Annotated in this window: 14 protein-coding genes; 10 read left to right on the top strand and 4 right to left on the bottom strand. The window is 58.6% G+C overall.

Annotation, left to right across the window (positions count from 1 at the left end; all coding sequences use genetic code 11):
- The first annotated feature begins 119 nt into the window (after nt 1-119).
- From ACRC4F_RS10845 to ACRC4F_RS10805, 9 genes are all read left to right on the top strand, one after another.
- Nucleotides 120-434 carry a DUF883 family protein gene (locus ACRC4F_RS10845; protein ID WP_109633587.1) on the top strand — a complete coding sequence of 105 codons (315 nt, stop codon included), beginning with the start codon at nt 120-122 and terminating at the stop codon, nt 432-434.
- Nucleotide 435: 1 nt separating this feature from the next.
- A complete protein-coding gene (locus ACRC4F_RS10840; RefSeq protein WP_438659311.1) occupies nt 436-825 on the top strand; it encodes a phage holin family protein in 390 nt (129 codons plus the stop codon).
- Entirely contained in the window at nt 822-1,163 is a 342-nt protein-coding gene (locus tag ACRC4F_RS10835; protein WP_438659310.1) for a hypothetical protein, read from the top strand. The genes ACRC4F_RS10840 and ACRC4F_RS10835 overlap by 4 nt, the downstream gene beginning before the upstream one ends.
- Nucleotides 1,164-1,289: 126 nt before the next feature.
- Nucleotides 1,290-2,453 carry an EAL domain-containing protein gene (locus ACRC4F_RS10830; protein WP_438659309.1) on the top strand — a complete coding sequence of 388 codons (1,164 nt, stop codon included), beginning with the start codon at nt 1,290-1,292 and terminating at the stop codon, nt 2,451-2,453.
- A gap of 67 nt (nt 2,454-2,520) precedes the next feature.
- A complete protein-coding gene (locus ACRC4F_RS10825; protein ID WP_438659308.1) occupies nt 2,521-3,852 on the top strand; it encodes a deoxyguanosinetriphosphate triphosphohydrolase in 1,332 nt (443 codons plus the stop codon).
- Between the two features lie 173 nt (nt 3,853-4,025).
- Nucleotides 4,026-4,430, top strand: coding sequence for a response regulator (locus tag ACRC4F_RS10820; protein ID WP_438659307.1), 405 nt, complete (start codon nt 4,026-4,028; stop codon nt 4,428-4,430).
- A gap of 255 nt (nt 4,431-4,685) precedes the next feature.
- Entirely contained in the window at nt 4,686-5,312 is a 627-nt protein-coding gene (locus tag ACRC4F_RS10815; protein WP_438659306.1) for a response regulator, read from the top strand.
- 8 nt (nt 5,313-5,320) lie between these two features.
- Complete coding sequence (locus ACRC4F_RS10810; protein ID WP_438659305.1) at nt 5,321-8,965, top strand: transporter substrate-binding domain-containing protein; 3,645 nt, start codon at nt 5,321-5,323, stop codon at nt 8,963-8,965.
- Nucleotides 8,966-9,014: 49 nt separating this feature from the next.
- Complete coding sequence (locus ACRC4F_RS10805) at nt 9,015-11,957, top strand: HD domain-containing phosphohydrolase (protein WP_438659304.1); 2,943 nt, start codon at nt 9,015-9,017, stop codon at nt 11,955-11,957.
- Here the strand turns inward: ACRC4F_RS10805 and ACRC4F_RS10800 are convergent, their stop codons facing one another.
- Entirely contained in the window at nt 11,958-12,440 is a 483-nt protein-coding gene (locus tag ACRC4F_RS10800; RefSeq protein ID WP_438659303.1) for a GAF domain-containing protein, read from the bottom strand. It abuts the gene before it with no gap.
- Nucleotides 12,437-13,327: an ATP-binding protein gene (locus ACRC4F_RS10795; protein WP_438659302.1), complete on the bottom strand. Its 891-nt coding sequence runs from the start codon at nt 13,325-13,327 to the stop codon at nt 12,437-12,439. Before ACRC4F_RS10795 ends, ACRC4F_RS10800 begins: the two co-directional genes overlap by 4 nt.
- A 168-nt stretch (nt 13,328-13,495) precedes the next feature.
- On the opposite strand from ACRC4F_RS10795, the gene ACRC4F_RS10790 reads away from it, so the two are divergent.
- Nucleotides 13,496-15,817 (top strand): response regulator, encoded by a 2,322-nt coding sequence (locus tag ACRC4F_RS10790; protein WP_438659301.1) that lies wholly within the window; start codon nt 13,496-13,498, stop codon nt 15,815-15,817.
- On the opposite strand, the gene ACRC4F_RS10785 is transcribed toward ACRC4F_RS10790, so the two are convergent.
- Both ACRC4F_RS10785 and ACRC4F_RS10780 read right to left on the bottom strand, forming a co-directional pair.
- Nucleotides 15,801-16,262 (bottom strand): MarR family winged helix-turn-helix transcriptional regulator, encoded by a 462-nt coding sequence (locus ACRC4F_RS10785; RefSeq protein WP_438659300.1) that lies wholly within the window; start codon nt 16,260-16,262, stop codon nt 15,801-15,803. The two genes, ACRC4F_RS10790 and ACRC4F_RS10785, sit on opposite strands and share 17 nt — an antisense overlap.
- Complete coding sequence (locus tag ACRC4F_RS10780) at nt 16,259-16,744, bottom strand: glutathione peroxidase (RefSeq protein ID WP_438659299.1); 486 nt, start codon at nt 16,742-16,744, stop codon at nt 16,259-16,261. The genes ACRC4F_RS10785 and ACRC4F_RS10780 overlap by 4 nt, the downstream gene beginning before the upstream one ends.
- Nucleotides 16,745-16,810 lie beyond the last annotated feature (66 nt).

Here is a 16,810-nt window from a genome sequence, read left to right as displayed (position 1 = left end):
AGCGCAACGACGCGGGCTGATGCACCACGACATAGCAAAAGTTGTACCAGTCATTTGTACTGAACCTTCACACAGGGCTCATACTCGAACGCTTCAGAAGCCACTTACGGAGATCACCAATGGCCAGCATCAAAGCAAAGACTGCTCAAGAAATCCTGATGAACGATTTTCAGACATTGGTCAGCGACACCGAACGGTTGCTGGAACACACCGCAACCCTGGCCGGCGATCAGGCCGATGAACTGCGCAGCCAGATCCACGACAGTCTTCTGCGAGCCCGCGAAACCCTGAAGCTGACCGAAGATTCCCTGCGCGAACGCGGCCAGGCCGCCGTGACCGCTGCCGAAGATTATGTCCAGACCAATCCATGGCAATCGGTAGGGATCGCAGCCGGCGTCGGTTTCCTGATTGGCCTGCTGGCCACTCGGCGCTGATATGTCTATCGGTGAATCCAGCTCGTCCGCGACGGGCACAAGCTCCTCATCGCGGCGCCTGGGTGCCGCTTTTCTTGGACTGTTGCACAGTCATGTCGAACTGTTCGGCATCGAGTTGCAGGAACAAAAAGCGCGCACCGTAAGCCTGTTGCTGTTTGCAGGCCTGGCGCTGGTTTTTGCCTTGCTGTTGCTGGTGGGATTGTCGACGCTGGTGCTGATCCTGTTTTGGGACACCTACCGTCTGCCAGCGATCATCGGGCTCTGCGTGTTCTACACCCTGGCCGCAATATTCTGTGGCATGCGCCTGAAAGCGGCGGTATTCGACGAGTCCTCACCCTTCCACGGCACCCTGGAAGAATTGGCCAACGATAGGGAGCGTCTACTGCCATGAACCTGCCTGAACTGCCCCATAACAGCTCGCGCACTGAAATGCGCAAGGCGTTGATACGCCTACGCATGGAAATGCATCGCCAGGAAATTCGTCACGAATCCGCGCAGCTGCTGCAACCCTTGCAGCGGGTTCGCGGGATGACGCAAAACCTGCATGACGGCTTCGGCATCAAGCACGCCCCGCTCTGGGGCATGGCGGCCGTGACACTGCTCGGTTTTCTGACCGGTAAAGGCGCCAAAAGCGGTGGGACCAGCAGCCTGACTCGGCTGGTTCGCCTGAGCACGACCCTCGGGCCACTGATCAAGCTGGTCATGCAGGGCTCTTCGCGTAAAGACTGAATAGCCACTATCTGGCTGCATTCTTGCAATACCACCAGGATTAACTTCTTTATCGAGAGGTTCAATCCTGTGTGCCTACCCGGCGAACGGGCTAATCCAATAACAACACCTTACTAAGGAGGCCTTGTGATAGACGGGCAACCGCTCGCCTGCTTTCAGCCGTTTATCGATACCGCCACGGGTCGTATCGCGGGGGTGGAAGCGCTGGGTCGACTGCGCCAGGCCGACGGTCAACTGGCTTCGGTAGGACCGCTGTTCGCCGACCCGCGAACCCCTGCCATCGCCCTTCGTCGTCTTGATCGGCAGATTCGCGACAATGCCCTGAGCCGCCTGCATGAAGCGCCTTCGGACTGGTTTCTGAGCCTGAACATTTCACCGCGCTGGATCAGCCGCCTGCGGCAGGACCAGGCACTGCCGAGCCTCAAGCAATTGAGCCGGCACAACGTCGACCCGCAACGCATCGTTTTCGAGATCACCGAACTGGGCGGCAACATCCAGCGCCTGGCCGAGGTCGTGGCACGTTACCGACAGGCCGGGGCACGGATCGCCATCGATGATTTCGGCGCCGGATACTCGCAACTTGATCGGGTGCTGGCCCTGCAACCGGATATTCTCAAGCTCGACATGCGTCTGTTTCAGGCCGCGGCATTGGGTGGTCCCAGTGGCGATGTGGTGAAGGCACTGGCGCAAATGGCCGAGAAAACCGGTTGCTGGATCATCGCCGAAGGTGTGGAAACCGAAGCTCAACTCAATTTCGCCCTGGAATGTGGTTCGCGTTACGTACAGGGATTTTTGTTCGCTCGGGCGCAGGAGGACTTCTTTGCCACCAACGCCTTTGTCGAGCGTTTCGCGCAACTGCGCCAGCGTTATGTCCAGCAGAAGCTCGGCGAACGCGGTCGACTGATGATCATGCGCCAGCAACTCTGCGAACTGATGACCATCCTGCAAGCCTGGGCCCTGGCCCGTGCCCCACTGAGTGCGTTGCCACAACTGCAGGCGTTTCCCTGGCTGTTGCGTTTCTATCAATGCGACCGGCACGGCACGCAGTTGACGCCCAATCTGGAATGGCGCAACAACGGCTGGGAAGCCGATAATCGCTACCTGGGCCATAACTGGTCGTGGCGGCCGTACTTTTATCACTTGCTGGCCGAGGGCTGGGAAGAGCGACGCCTGACACTGTCCACCACCTACCGCGATGCAACCAGCAATCTGTACTGCCTCACCGCCGGGCAGTTTTTCGACAACGGCGAACGACTGCTGCTGATCGACATCGACGCCGCCGGGCTCTAGTTCCGCTTGCAGGCGCCGACACGAACCCGGAAGCTAGAGGCTCAGTCACCTGACGGAGAGTCCAGCCTTGGATTGGCAAACCCTGCTTACCCGCGAACGCCTCGGAAAGCCTCTGCACAGCCCGGAAGAACTCGGCCGCAGCCCTTTTCACAAAGACCACGACCGCATCATTTTCTCCGGTGCCTTTCGCCGCCTCGGGCGCAAGACTCAGGTCCATCCGGTCACCAGCAACGACCACATCCACACCCGCCTGACGCACTCGCTGGAAGTCAGCTGCGTGGGTCGCTCGTTGGGCATGCGCGTCGGTGAAACCATTCGCAGCGCCCTGCCCGACTGGTGCGAACCGAGCGACCTGGGCATGGTGGTGCAATCGGCTTGCCTGGCCCATGACATCGGCAATCCGCCCTTCGGACATTCGGGCGAAGACGCGATCCGTCACTGGTTCCAGCAGGCTGCAGGCCGTGGCTGGCTGGACGCCATGAGCGAAGTCGAACGCAATGACTTTCTGAATTTCGAAGGCAACGCCCAAGGCTTCCGGGTGCTCACCCAGCTTGAATACCACCAGTTCGACGGCGGCACCCGGCTCACGTACGCCACGTTGGGGACCTATCTGAAGTACCCGTGGACGGCAAAGCACGCCGATTCATTGGGCTACAAGAAGCACAAGTTCGGCTGCTATCAGAGTGAGCTCCCGCTACTGGAGCAGATCGCGCTCAAACTCGGTCTGCCGCAATTGGAGGACCAACGCTGGGCGCGCCATCCGCTGGTCTACCTGATGGAGGCTGCGGACGACATCTGTTACGCACTGATCGATCTGGAAGATGGCTTGGAAATGGAATTGCTGGAGTACGCCGAAGTCGAGTCTTTGCTGCTCGACCTCGTGGGCGACGATCTGCCGGAAACCTATCGCCAACTGGGCCCACTGGATTCGCGTCGACGCAAACTGGCGATCCTGCGGGGCAAGGCCATCGAGCACCTGACCAATGCCGCCGCCCGGGCGTTCGTCGAGCAACAGGACTCGCTACTGGCGGGTACGCTGCCTGGCGATCTGGTGGAGCACATGCATGGTCCGGCCAAGCGCTGCGTGTTGAATGCCAAAGACATGGCGCGCAAAAAGATCTTCCAGGACAAGCGCAAGACGCTGCATGAAATCGGCGCTTACACCACCCTCGAAATCCTCCTCAACGCGTTCTGCGGCGCGGCACTGGAACAACACAACGGTCGAACACCGTCCTTCAAGAGCCGGCGCATCCTCGACTTGCTGGGCAACAATGCGCCCGATCCTCACGGGCCTTTGCACACCTCGTTCCTGAGAATGATCGACTTTATCGCTGGCATGACCGACAGCTATGCCAGTCAAATGGCACTGGAAATGACGGGGCGCTCAAGCCACGGATGAGCATGCATCGATCAGCCGCGCCGGGCCTCCTGAACGGCTGATCGATTTTCTGCGCATTTTTCACTTCGATTGCAGCGTCAACAGAATCGCCCTACACCTTGTGCAGAGCCGACTGATCGATTGAGCGGTCAGATCGCGAAATAATCACGCTCCCTTTGCTCCACAGATGAAGCATGAAAAATTCTATGTCCAAACACGATTGGCGCATCTTGCTGGTGGAAGACCATCCCTTTCAGCTCAGGGCGACTCAATACCTGCTGGAGAGTTACGGCTTCACTCAACTCACGGCCACTGACAGCGCCGAAGCCGCCTTGCGGCAAATGCTCAAGGCGCCGCAACCTTTCGACATTCTTCTGTGCGACCAATGCCTGCCTGACCTTCCCGGTCTGGATTTGATCGAATTCGCCAGCCAGCGGGGAATGATCAAGCAGGCAATACTGCTGAGCAGTCTGACATCCATTGAACTGGACGGTCTTGAAAGAATAGCCGGTGAACACGGTCTGCCGTTATTAGGTTACTTGATAAAGCCCCTGAAACAATCCGACTTTAGAAACTTATTGACCTTGGCCACACTATAAAAACAAACCAAAAAGACACACTTGAAAAACATTAAAAGCACCTGTTGAAATATTTCAAACCACCCATTCCGCTCCGCCAAACACACATACAACACCGTCACTGATCCATATGCGAAACCTAGTTGATTCGTAGTCCATTTCTTCTTCCGCCGTAGGAATTTTCCTATATTGCAACTACAGGCCTGTCAGTTCATGCCCACCTCAACTATCTGAGCTAAGGTGCGCGCTTTATTTGAGCGCATATGGGATTTGATTATGAACTCCGTTTTTATTGTCGACGATCACCCTGTCATCCGTCTTGCCGTCCGAGTGTTGCTCGAACATGAGGGTTACAAAGTCGTCGGTGAAACCGATAACGGGGTCGACGCCATGCAGATGGTTCGTGAATGCATGCCCGATCTGGTCATTCTCGACATCAGCATCCCCAAACTGGATGGACTGGAAGTTCTTTCCCGTTTCAACGCAATGAGTACTCCCCTGAAAACACTGGTGCTCACTGCTCAGTGCCCGACGCTCTTCGGTATTCGCTGCATGCAATCAGGTGCATCGGGGTATGTATGCAAGCAGGAAGACCTTAGTGAACTGGTCAGCGCAATTAAAGCCGTACTTTCAGGTTACAACTATTTCCCCAGCCAGGCCTTGAATCCTGTTCGTGCCGACGATGAGCGATATTCCGACCTGGAACTGTTCAAGTCAGTCAACGACCGAGAGTTGATGGTACTGCAACTTTTCGCCCAAGGCCGAACTAACAAGGAAATTGCCAAGGGCATGTTCCTGAGCAACAAGACTGTCAGCACTTATAAGAAACGCCTCATGCAAAAACTCAAGGCCAAATCACTTGTTGAACTCATTGATATGGCAAAACGCAACGCGTTAGTGTGAGAGACAGGATGCCCAGTCATATAAAGGATTATCTGATACTGCTGACCGCGTGTTTATGCCTGAGTACCTCGGTGCACGCGGCACAGACTGCGAGCGAGCGTTACACCCTGCTCAGCCGTTCAATGACCGGACACATGGAAGTCCAGCTGGATAAATCGCAACAACAATGGCTTAACAATAAGCGTGAGCTGATTCTAGGCACTTCTGCTCCCGACTATCCCCCTTTCGACCTGACCATCAGCGGCCAGGACTACGAAGGTTTCACCGCTGATTACGCGGGCATTCTGGGCAAGGCCACCGGTTTGCCGGTCCAGGTTCAGCGCTACGCTTCACGGGGAGACGCGATCGAGGCATTGGAAAAAGGCGAGGTCGATATGCTCGGTAGCGCCAATGGTTTTGAAGCCCGCAACGCCGACATTGCACTGTCTACCCCCTATGCCGTGGATCAACCGGTCCTGGTGACACGAGAGGGAGAAAACAGATCCCTGGGCGATGGCCTCGCCGGGCTGCGGTTGAGCATGGTGTATCACTACCTGCCGCTGGACGAAGTCAAGGCCCTGTATCCACAGGCGATCATCACCTCCTATCCCTCGTACCAGAATGCAATCAACGCCGTTGCCTTCGACCAGGCCGATGTTTTTCTGGGCGACACCATTTCAACCCACTACATGATCAACAAGGGGTATCTGAACAACATCCGCATGGCCAATTTCGGTAAACACGAAGCCCACGGTTTCAGCTTTGCCGTGCAAAAGGACAACCCGCAGCTGCTTGGGATCATTAACGCCATACTCAAAGCGACCCCTGCCGGCGAGCGAGAAAACATCGCCAAACGCTGGAGTGCGGGCAGTGACATTCTTCTCACTGATCAGAAACTGCAACTCACCCACCATGAAGAACGCTGGCTGGCGCAACATCCAGTCGTGCGCGTGGTGGTCAACGAGGCGTTGGCCCCGCTGACTTTTTTCGACAGCAACGGCGACTTTAGGGGTATCTCTGCCGACTTGCTCGAGCTGATCAGATTGCGCACCGGTTTGCGCTTCGAGATCCGGCGCAGCCGCAACGATGACGAGATGATCGAGCAGGTCAATAGTCATCAGGCCGACCTGATCGCCGCACTCCTGCCAAGCGCGCAACGTGAATCGATGTTGAACTTCAGCCGCCCTTATCTGGAAAACTCCGTTGTTCTGTTGACTCGCAAATCGGCCGACAGCCCGTCAAACCTGACACACCTGTCGGACAAGCGTCTGGCCATCGCCCAAGGCAACCCCATGGCGGATTACCTGCGCCGCGAGTTTCCGCGAATTCATCTGATCGAAACGCCGGACACGTTCAGTGCCGTGGAACTGCTCGCCGAGGGTCAGGCCGAAGGTGCGGTAAGCTCATTGGTGATTGCCAACTATTTCATCTCATCGCGAATTTTCGAACACGCACTGCAAATCACCACCACCATCGGCACCCGACAAGCCGCGTTTTCCCTGGCGACCGGCCGCGATGCCAAGGAACTGGTTTCGATCCTCGACAAGGCGCTTCTGAGCATCGCACCGGAAGAGCTGGGCATCATCAACAGCCGCTGGCGAGGCTATTCGTCTGGCTCGCAAAGCACCTGGCGCAATTATCATCGGGTGTTCTATCAGGTCGTTCTCGGTATCGGCGTGCTGCTACTGATTTCCGTCACCTGGAACGCCTACATGCGTCGCCAGATCAATCAGCGCCTGGCCGCAGAGCTCGCCCTGAATGACCAACTCGAATTCATGCGGTCGCTGGTCAACGGAACGCCTCATCCCCTCTACGTGCGTGATCGCCAGGGCTTGCTGCAAAGCTGCAACGACAGTTACCTGGAAACCTTCTGCGCCAGACGCGAAGACGTGATGGGTAAAAACGTCATGCAGGGCAGCATGAGCAACGCATTTGAAGCGCAGGAATACCAAGCGGATTACCAACGCGTCGTGGCCGAAGGTGTGCCGTTGATTCTCGACCGGCCATTGCATATCGGTGACCGCACGCTGACGATTTATCATTGGATACTTCCCTATCGGGATTCGAGCGGTGAAGTACAAGGCGTCATTGGCGGCTGGATCGACATCAGTGAGCGGCGACAACTGTTCGATGACCTGCGTGCCGCGAAAGAACGTGCGGATGAAGCCAATCGCGCCAAAAGTACTTTTCTGGCGACCATGAGTCATGAAATCCGCACGCCGATGAACGCAATCATCGGCATGCTCGAACTGACCCTCAAGCGTATCGATCACAACCACCCGGATCGCCTGGCCATTGACGTGGCCTACCAGTCGGCGAAAGACCTGCTGGAGCTGATCGGGGACATTCTTGATATCGCGCGAATTGAATCCGGGCGTCTGAGCCTGAGTCCGGAACGCGTCAACCTGAGAGAAACCGTGGCATCAGTGGTGCGGATCTTCGATGGACTGGCTCGCCAGAAAAATCTTCGTCTGCGGCTGGATTTCAACCCTGCCGAACCACCCTCTGACGTCTTGCTGGACCCGATGCGCTTCAAGCAGGTGTTGTCCAACCTGGTGAGCAACGCCATCAAGTTCACCGAACAGGGTCAGGTGCGGATTTTGGTCGCGCTGCATGCGACCGACGAACCAGACCGGATGCTGCTGCAGTTGCAGGTTCAAGACAGCGGTGTCGGGATCAGTGAACAGGATCAACGGCGTCTGTTCGAGCCTTTCGCCCAGGCCGATAATGCCGGGCAGTCCGTCAGAGGCGGTGCGGGGCTGGGGCTGGTGATCAGCCGCAGCCTGTGCGAGATGATGGGCGGCAGCCTGCAATTGAGCAGCCAGGCGGGCATCGGCACTCAGGTCCAGGTCTCGCTCGAACTTGCAACGCTGCCACCCGAGCGGATGACGAAAACCATTGAGCCGTCCATCCATGTGACCGAGGCACCGCTCAACGTCCTGGTGGTCGACGACCATCCCGCCAATCGCTTGCTGATGTGCCAGCAACTTGATTTCCTTGGACATCACTCCAGCGCCGTACCGGATGGCGAAGCGGGGTTGAGAGCCTGGAAGGACGGAGTGTTCGATCTGGTGATCGTCGATTGCAACATGCCGATCATGGATGGATACGAGCTGGCTCGCACCATTCGCCAACATGAACAGCAAACGCAGTACCGGCCTTGCACCCTGCTGGGGTTCACCGCCAACGCGCAGCCGGAAGAAATTCAGCGCTGCAAACAAGCCGGAATGGACGATTGCCTGTTCAAACCCCTCAGCCTGACAGCCTTGAGTCAATGGGTTGGAGGCATTGTGCCGAGGGTCCGGGACCCGGCCTTCAGCCTTGAAGGGCTGCATCTGTTAACGGGTGGCAGCCCGGCGCTGAATCAGCGCTTGTTGTCCGAACTGTTGAACAGCAACCGTCTGGACCGGCAACAGTTGCTGGCCTTATCGCCCTCGGAGGACCGGCAGGCTTTTATCGATGTTGCCCACAAAATCAAGGGCGCCGCGCGAATCGTCCAGGCGTGCAGGTTGATCGACAGCTGCGAGGCGCTGGAAACTGCCTGCCATGAGTTGCTGCACCCGGAGGAAGTCGTCAACCGCATCAAAGCCATGGAGCGCGCCATGCTCGAACTGGAGCAAGCACTGCAACAACAGATGGGCCACAGCAACAAAAGCGAAATGATGGAGCTTTAACTATGCTTGGACGCTGAGCAGTGTGTTAACCATCATGGAGAGACCCGCAATGCCCAGCCCACTGCGCCCGGATCAACGCCGGTTTCCCCTGCACATCCATATCAGTGTGATGTTCACCTTCCTGTTATTGCTGACCGGCGTGGTGCTGGGCATTTTCAACTATGGGCAAACCACGCAGATCATTCTTTCCAGCAGTGAAAAACTCTTCAATCGTATCGAGCAGGATGTCCGACTGGACCTGCAAGGCACCTACGAACCGATTCGCCATCTGCTGAGCCTGCTGGCTGACTACCCGGCGACCCGGGCACCGGATCTGGAGCAACGCCTGGCGCTGCTTCAACCCTTCAGCCAATCGCTCAAGGACAACCCCAACCTCGCATCGCTATACCTGGGCTACGGCAACGGCGACTTTTTCATGGTTCGCCCCCTGCGCACCGCTGCCCTGAGAACCGCCGTGAAAGCCCCGGACACGGCGGCGTTCCAGGTCTGGAGCATCGAGCACAGCGATGATCAGATCCGCTCCCAATCCCTGTTTTTTGATCAGTCACTGGCACTCATCAACCGTCAGGACAATCCCGACGAAACCTTCGATCCTCGTACCCGCGCCTGGTTTTCCAGCGCACTCGGCGACGTGGACCAGATCACCACCGAACCCTACGTTTTTTTCTCCACCCACAACGTCGGCACCACCCTGGCCCGGCGCAGCGGTGAACACGCGGTGATGGCTGCCGACCTGACGCTGGCGGAACTGTCGGCGACCCTGGCCAAACACGTGGTGACGCCCCATACCGAAATCGTGCTGTTCGATGCCCAGGGCAATGCGGTCGCCTACCCCGACAGCAGCAAACTGATCATTGACGATCAGACTGCTCACCTGACCAAGGCTGCCGACCTGAGCCCCGGCCTCGGTGCCCTGCTCACCCATCCTCCCGCCGGCAATCGTCTGGACGCCGCCGGTCGTCAATGGATCGTGGCGCGCAGCACCATGACCGAGGGCGGCCCCCAAGGGCTGCAACTGGCGTTGCTGGTGCCCGAGGACGAACTGCTCGCCGATGCCTACCGCATGCGTTGGCAAGGCGCGCTGATTACCCTTGCGACATTGTTGCTGTGCCTGCCGGTGGGATGGTTGACCTCAAGAGTCCTGGTCAAGCCGCTGCGCGCCCTGGTGCAGGAGGCCGATGCTGTTCGCAGTTTCAATTTCAACGTTCCGATCGGCCGTCGTTCGCCGGTGCTTGAAATTGATCAACTGAGCGTGTCGATGGCACGGATGAAAGACACCCTGGGCAGTTTTTTCCAGATCACCGATAGCCTGAGCGCCGAAACCCGCTTCGCGCCCTTACTGCAGCGCGTGTTGTTTGAAACCGTGAAGATCGGGCAAGCCCAGGCCGGCCTGATTTACCTGCGCGAACGTGACAGCGATCGCATGGAACCCCAAGGCCTGGTCATCAATGACACGACACAGGCATTGCCCTCGTTCGGTGTTCAAGGACACGGACTTGAGGATCCGCAGAGCCCTCAATGGCTGCAACAGTTGTCGAGTGCCGACAATGTCGTCACCAACCTGGGTTTCGAACAGGCGGGGGATTTGCAGAAAGTAATGCTCGCGCTGGAATGCCCGCGGGTTCACCTGATCGGCATCCGGTTGCACAATCGGCACAACGAAACCGTGGGTCTGTTGATTCTGCTACTGGCCGACAGCGGCACACAAAGCGACCTGGAAAAACTTCGCCCGGATCGTATTGCCTTTCTCCAGGCCGTTTCCGGCGCTGCCGCCGTGAGCATTGAAAGCCAGCGCCTGCAAGCCAAACAGAAACAACTGCTGGACGCTTTCATTCAACTGCTGGCCGGTGCAATCGATGCCAAGAGCCCCTACACCGGAGGTCACTGCCAGCGAGTGCCGGAGCTGACCCTGATGCTGGCCCAGGCAGCGGCTGACAGTCAGGCCCCGGCCTTCAGCGATTACCAGCCCACCGAGGATGAGTGGGAAGCGCTGCACATTGCAGCCTGGTTGCACGACTGCGGAAAGGTCACGACGCCTGAATACGTGGTCGACAAAGCCACCAAGCTTGAGACCCTGAACGACCGCATCCACGAAATCCGCACCCGTTTCGAGGTGCTCAAGCGCGATGCCTGGATCAATTACTGGCAGGCCATCGCCCTTGGCGGTGACGAACAGCACCTGGCCGAATTGCGCAATGCAAATCTGGCCGGGCTGGATGATGATTTCGCCTTCGTCGCCCGCTGCAATCTGGGCGCCGAGGCCATGGCCGAGGCCGATCTGCAACGTCTGCGCAGCATCGCCCAACGCAACTGGACCCGAACCCTGGACGATCGACTCGGCGTGTCCTGGGAAGAGAACCGCCGCCAGGCACGAACCCCGGCGCCGACCTTGCCGGTCAGCGAGCCGCTGTTGGCGGACAAGACCGAGCACCTGTTCGAACGCGCCGAAAGCGAACTGATCCCGGAGGACAACCCCTGGGGGTTCAAACTCGATGTGCCGCGCTACAAGTACAACCGGGGCGAGCTCTACAACCTGAGCATCGCCCGAGGCACGCTGACCCGCGAGGAGCGTTACATCATCAACCACCACATGGTGCAGACGATCCTGATGCTCAGCCACCTGCCCTTCCCCGGCCACCTCAACAACGTCGCGGAAATCGCCGGCGGCCATCACGAGAAAATGGACGGCACCGGTTATCCCAAACAGTTGAAGCGCGAAGAAATGAGTCTGCCGGCACGGATGATGGCAATTGCCGATATTTTCGAGGCGCTGACCGCCGCCGATCGCCCCTACAAGAAGGCCAAAACCCTGAGCGAAGCGCTGGGCATCATGGCCACCATGTGCCGTGACGCCCATATCGATCCAGAGCTGTTCGGCCTGTTCATCGATGCCCGGATCTATTTGCAGTATGCCGACCGATTCCTCGATCCACGACAGATCGATGCGGTCGACCCGTCAAGCCTGCGGGTCAAGGCCGGCTTGAGGGCGTAATCAGCAATCGGTCAGCCGCAGGAAAATCGCTGCCAATTGCTCGATACCGGCCTGATCTTCAGTGCTGAACCGCGCCAGGCTCGGGCTGTCGAGGTCCAGTACGCCGATCAGGCGACCGTCCTTGACCAGTGGCACGACCAGCTCGCTGTTCGATGCGCTGTCGCAAGCAATGTGCCCCGGGAACGCGTGAACGTCTTCGACCAGCTGGGTCTGCAACGTTGCCGCCGCCGTCCCGCACACGCCGCGACCGAACGGAATGCGCACGCAAGCGATTTGCCCCTGGAACGGGCCAAGCACCAGTTCTTCGTTGCGATTAAGGTAGAAACCGGCCCAGTTCAGGTCATCGAGCTGGCTGTACAGAAACGCCGAAAACTGCGCGGCGTTGGCGATGAAGTCGCGCTCGTCCGCGAGTAACGACTCCAGCTGCGCCCATAACATGCCGTAACCGTCCAGGCCTTGGCCGCTCTTCTGTAAATCGATCATGCTTTGTGCTCCAACAGCTTCAGCCCCACCCAGTAGCGGGCAAATTGATACGCGCAACGTCCATTGCGGTTGCCTCGGCCCGTGGCCCAACGCACGGCGAGGATGTCCAGTTCTTCGTTACGCTGCCACTTCAGGCCGGATTTTTCGGCCAATTGACCGATCCAGTGCTCGACGACATTAAGGAAGTGCTCTTGAGTAAACGGATAGAACGACAGCCACAACCCGAAACGGTCCGACAACGCGATCTTGTCTTCCACCGCCTCGCTGGGATGCAGTTCGCCATCGACCCTTTTCCAGTTTTCGTTATCGCTTTCCTTCTCCGGCACCAGATGGCGACGGTTGGAGGTGGCGTAGAGCAAAACGTTGTCCGGCGCCTGTTCCAGCGAACCGTCGAGCACGCTCTTGAGCACGCGATAGTCGCCCTCGCCCGATTCAAACGACAAGTCATCGCAGAACAACACGAAACGCTGGGGCAATTTGGCGATCTGTTCGACCACGCGCGGCAGGTCCGCCAGGTGATCGCGTTCGATCTCGATCAGTCGCAGGCCGGCCTTGGCGTGCTCGGCCAGCAGGGCGCGCACCAGCGACGACTTGCCGGTGCCGCGCGAGCCCCAGAGCAACGCGTGGTTGGCGGGCATGCCGTCGAGGAATTGTTGGGTATTGCGCCCCAGTTGCTCCACTTGTCGATCAACACCGATCAGGTCGGACAACCGCGTGTCGAGGCTGACTTGCAGCGGCAGCAGAAAACCGCTGCGACCCTCGCGTTGCCAGCGCGCGGCCAGGCATTGCGTCCAGTCGATGGCTTGCCGAGGTGCGGGCAAGAGCGGTTCGATACGGGCCAGGACGGCATCGGCGCGTTCAAGAAAAGCATTCAATCGGGAATCCACGTCTTCTCCTCGGGCACGTTCACAGTGATGATGGCATTACAGCGACGGAACACAGCCTACGGTGTCCGGTCCACCCCTTGTTGCACAAGGGCTCGCGAGAACATCGGTATCCATGCATGATCGACTATGCTTGAGCAGCGAAGGGAAACGGAAGTGGTTCAACACCCCATGGATATCAAGTTCACCCACCGGCTTTCATACAAACAAGCCCGGCTGACTGTGCTGGTCGGTTTCATTCTGGGCACGCTGCTCAGTCTGCTGCAAATAGGCATCGATTATGCCAGCGAAGACGCCTCCATCAACCGCGAAATACTGTCTTTGCTGGAAATCAGCCATAACCCCGCGTCCCGCATCGCCTACAACATTGACGCCGAACTCGCCCAGGAGCTGACCATGGGCCTGTTGCGCTCGCCGGCGATCGTCGGTGCGCAATTGACTGACAACAACGGGACCGTGCTGGCCAGCGTCAAACGACCGACCCAACAGAACACCTATCGGATGATCAGCGACTTCCTGTTCGGCGCCAACCGCCAGTTTGAAGACCGCCTCTACCTTGACCACCTGCCGGACGAATCCCTCGGCACCTTGCGACTGGAAGTCGATACCTACGCGTTCGGCAGCCGTTTCCTGCGCCGGGCCGAGGTGACGCTGCTCAACGGCTTCGCTCGCAGCCTGCTTCTGACCGGCATCCTGTTGGCGCTGTTCTACGTGATGCTGACGAAACCGCTGGTGCGGGTTATCCGTGAACTAAGCGGGCGCGATCCGCGCAGCGCGGAACCGACCTGGCTGGAGTATCCGAGTGGCCATAAAAACGATGAAATCGGCGTACTGGTCAAGGTTGCCAACCAGCAATTCGAAAACATCGCCACCGAAATCCAGCAGCGACGCAACGCCGAAAACCGCTTGACCGACTACCTCGGACAACTGGAAAACATCGTCTCGGCACGCACCGCCGAGCTCAAGGCGATCAATGCCAGGCTCAGCCAGTCCAACCAGGAACTGGAAGTCGCGCGCAGCACCGCCCTCGATATGGCCGAAGCACGCTCGGTATTCCTCGCCAATATGAGCCATGAAATCCGCACGCCGCTCAACGGCCTGCTGGGCATGATCGCGCTCTCGCTCGACGGCCCGCTCAATGCCGAACAACAGCAACAGCTGTCCATCGCCCATGACTCGGGCAAAGTGCTGGTGGAACTGCTCAACGATATTCTCGACCTGTCGAAATTCGATGCCGGCCAGCTCGAACTCGAACACATTCCGTTCGACCTCGGGTCGCTGATCGAAGACACCGCCAACCTGCTGTCGCAAAACGCCGCGCCCAGCGTCGAGTTGACCTGCCTGATCGACCCGAACTTTCCGGCATTGGTGCTGGGGGACCCGACCCGGGTCCGGCAGATCGTCAGCAACCTGTTGTCCAACGCCCTCAAGTTCACCCGTTTCGGTCGGGTCGACGTGCGTCTTTCAACGTTCGAAGATGGGGTCAGAATCGAAGTCTGCGACACCGGTATCGGCATTGCCCAGGATGCCCAGGTCAAAATCTTCCAGCCCTTCACGCAGGCCGGTGCCGGCATTACCCGACAATTTGGCGGCACCGGGTTGGGCCTGGCGTTGACCTACAATCTCTGCGAAGCCATGCAGGGGCGCCTGACCATCAGCTCGGAAGCCGGTTTCGGCAGCCAGTTCTGCGCCGACCTGCCACTGCCCCGCCACACCCGGGCCATGCCCCAGAAGCCTTTGCCGGGCAAGGTCATCGCGATCACTGCGGCCAACAGTGGCCTGGCGGAACTGTTGAAAAACCTGTTGCCTGGTTGGGGCCTCGATTATCAGCAACGCTCTATCGATGACTCATTGATCGGTCTCGACCCGGATGTGTTGATCACCGACTGCCCCGAATGCCTGTTTGGCCTGCGCCCGACCCTCGACGCTCCTATTCTGCTGGTGACCGCCTATGGCAGCTTCATGCCCAGCGAAGAAGCGAGCGCCCTGGCGCCTCTGCAACAACAGGCACGACCGCTGGCGCGCAATGCGCTTTACCAGACGTTGCGTCGGGTGCTGCAGCCTGAAAGCAACATGATCAACGGCGCCCGGGTCGAAGCCCTTACCCCCCAACGGCGTGGACGTGTCCTGCTGGTCGAAGACAACCCGGTCAATCAATTGGTGGCCAAGGGTATGCTCGGCAAACTCGGTTGCGAGGTGATCGTCGCCGCTCACGGTGCCGAAGCCCTGGATCAGCTTGAGCACAGCGAATTCGATCTGGTGTTGATGGACTGCAACATGCCGGTGATGGATGGCTATGAAGCCAGCCGGCAAATCCGCCGCAGTGGGCGCTGGCCACAATTGCCTATCGTTGCCTTGACCGCCAACGCAATGTCCGAGGAACGCGAACGCTGTCGTGTGGCGGGCATGAGCGACTATCTGGCCAAGCCCTTTCGTCGCGAAGAGCTGGCCGCCCTGCTCGACCTGTGGATACCGACTACGACAACGCTTTGATTTGTCCCAACAGGTGGTCCAGCCCCTCGCGCAGATCACTCAGGCGATCCAGATCGACGCCGCTGTCGCACAGCAACCGGGCCTTGAGCGGCCCGACCTGATCACGCAAAGCCTTGCCGGTTGGCGAAAGGCTCAGGTGAACCTCACGTTCATCCCGCGCCGACCGCTGGCGCTGCACCAGTTGCAGCTGCTCAAGGCGCTTGAGCAACGGCGTCAGGGTGCCGGAATCCAGCGCCAGGCGTTCGCCCAGCGCCTTGACCGTCGGCTGCTCCGGCTCCGCCTCCTGCCATTCCCACAGCACCAGCATCGCCAGATATTGCGGATAGGTCAGGCCAAGTTGATCAAGCATCGGCTTGTAGGCGCGGATCACCGCTCGGGAAGCGGCGTACAGCTTGAAGCACAACTGGCTGTCGAGCTTCAGGGAATCGACTGACAAGGTGTTCATTTGAGCAGGGCTTCGATCTCGCGGCTCAGGTCCTGCGGCTTGGTCGCCGGTGCGAAGCGCTTGACCAACTGACCGTCCTTGCCGATCAGGAACTTGGTGAAGTTCCACTTGATGCCCTGGGAGCCCAGCACGCCCGGTGCACGTTTTTTCAACTGCACGAACAGCGGATGGGCGCCGGCACCGTTGACGTCGATCTTCTTGAACAACGGAAAGCTGACACCGAAGTTCAATTCGCAAAACTCGGAAATCGCCCCTTCGTTACCCGGCTCCTGCTTGCCGAACTGATTGCAGGGAAAGCCGAGCACCACCAGGCCTTGATCCTTGTAGGTCTGCCACAGCTCCTCGAGACCTTTGTATTGCGGGGTGAAACCGCATTTGCTGGCGGTGTTGACCACCAACACGGCTTTGCCGGCGAAATCGGCCAGGGTCTTTTGTTCACCCTTGATGGTGGTCACCGGGATGGTCAGCAGGTTGTCGCTCATGGGGGCGGGCTCGCAATGAAGGATCAAGCACCAAACATAGCGAGCAATTGAATTGTGTGCAATTTA

The sequence above is a fragment of the Pseudomonas sp. genome (assembly GCF_051660785.1).
Lineage (GTDB): Bacteria > Pseudomonadota > Gammaproteobacteria > Pseudomonadales > Pseudomonadaceae > Aquipseudomonas.
This window is presented reverse-complemented; position numbering and strand designations above follow the sequence as displayed.

Coding starts and splice junctions, on each gene's coding strand:
- ACRC4F_RS10820 (WP_438659307.1), top strand. CDS start 4,026: ATGAAAAATTCTATGTCCAAACACGATTGGCGCATCTTGCTGGTGGAA.
- ACRC4F_RS10815 (WP_438659306.1), top strand. CDS start 4,686: ATGAACTCCGTTTTTATTGTCGACGATCACCCTGTCATCCGTCTTGCC.
- ACRC4F_RS10800 (WP_438659303.1), bottom strand. CDS start 12,440: ATGATCGATTTACAGAAGAGCGGCCAAGGCCTGGACGGTTACGGCATG.
- ACRC4F_RS10780 (WP_438659299.1), bottom strand. CDS start 16,744: ATGAGCGACAACCTGCTGACCATCCCGGTGACCACCATCAAGGGTGAA.
- ACRC4F_RS10805 (WP_438659304.1), top strand. CDS start 9,015: ATGCCCAGCCCACTGCGCCCGGATCAACGCCGGTTTCCCCTGCACATC.
- ACRC4F_RS10845 (WP_109633587.1), top strand. CDS start 120: ATGGCCAGCATCAAAGCAAAGACTGCTCAAGAAATCCTGATGAACGAT.
- ACRC4F_RS10835 (WP_438659310.1), top strand. CDS start 822: ATGAACCTGCCTGAACTGCCCCATAACAGCTCGCGCACTGAAATGCGC.
- ACRC4F_RS10790 (WP_438659301.1), top strand. CDS start 13,496: ATGGATATCAAGTTCACCCACCGGCTTTCATACAAACAAGCCCGGCTG.
- ACRC4F_RS10810 (WP_438659305.1), top strand. CDS start 5,321: ATGCCCAGTCATATAAAGGATTATCTGATACTGCTGACCGCGTGTTTA.
- ACRC4F_RS10840 (WP_438659311.1), top strand. CDS start 436: ATGTCTATCGGTGAATCCAGCTCGTCCGCGACGGGCACAAGCTCCTCA.
- ACRC4F_RS10785 (WP_438659300.1), bottom strand. CDS start 16,262: ATGAACACCTTGTCAGTCGATTCCCTGAAGCTCGACAGCCAGTTGTGC.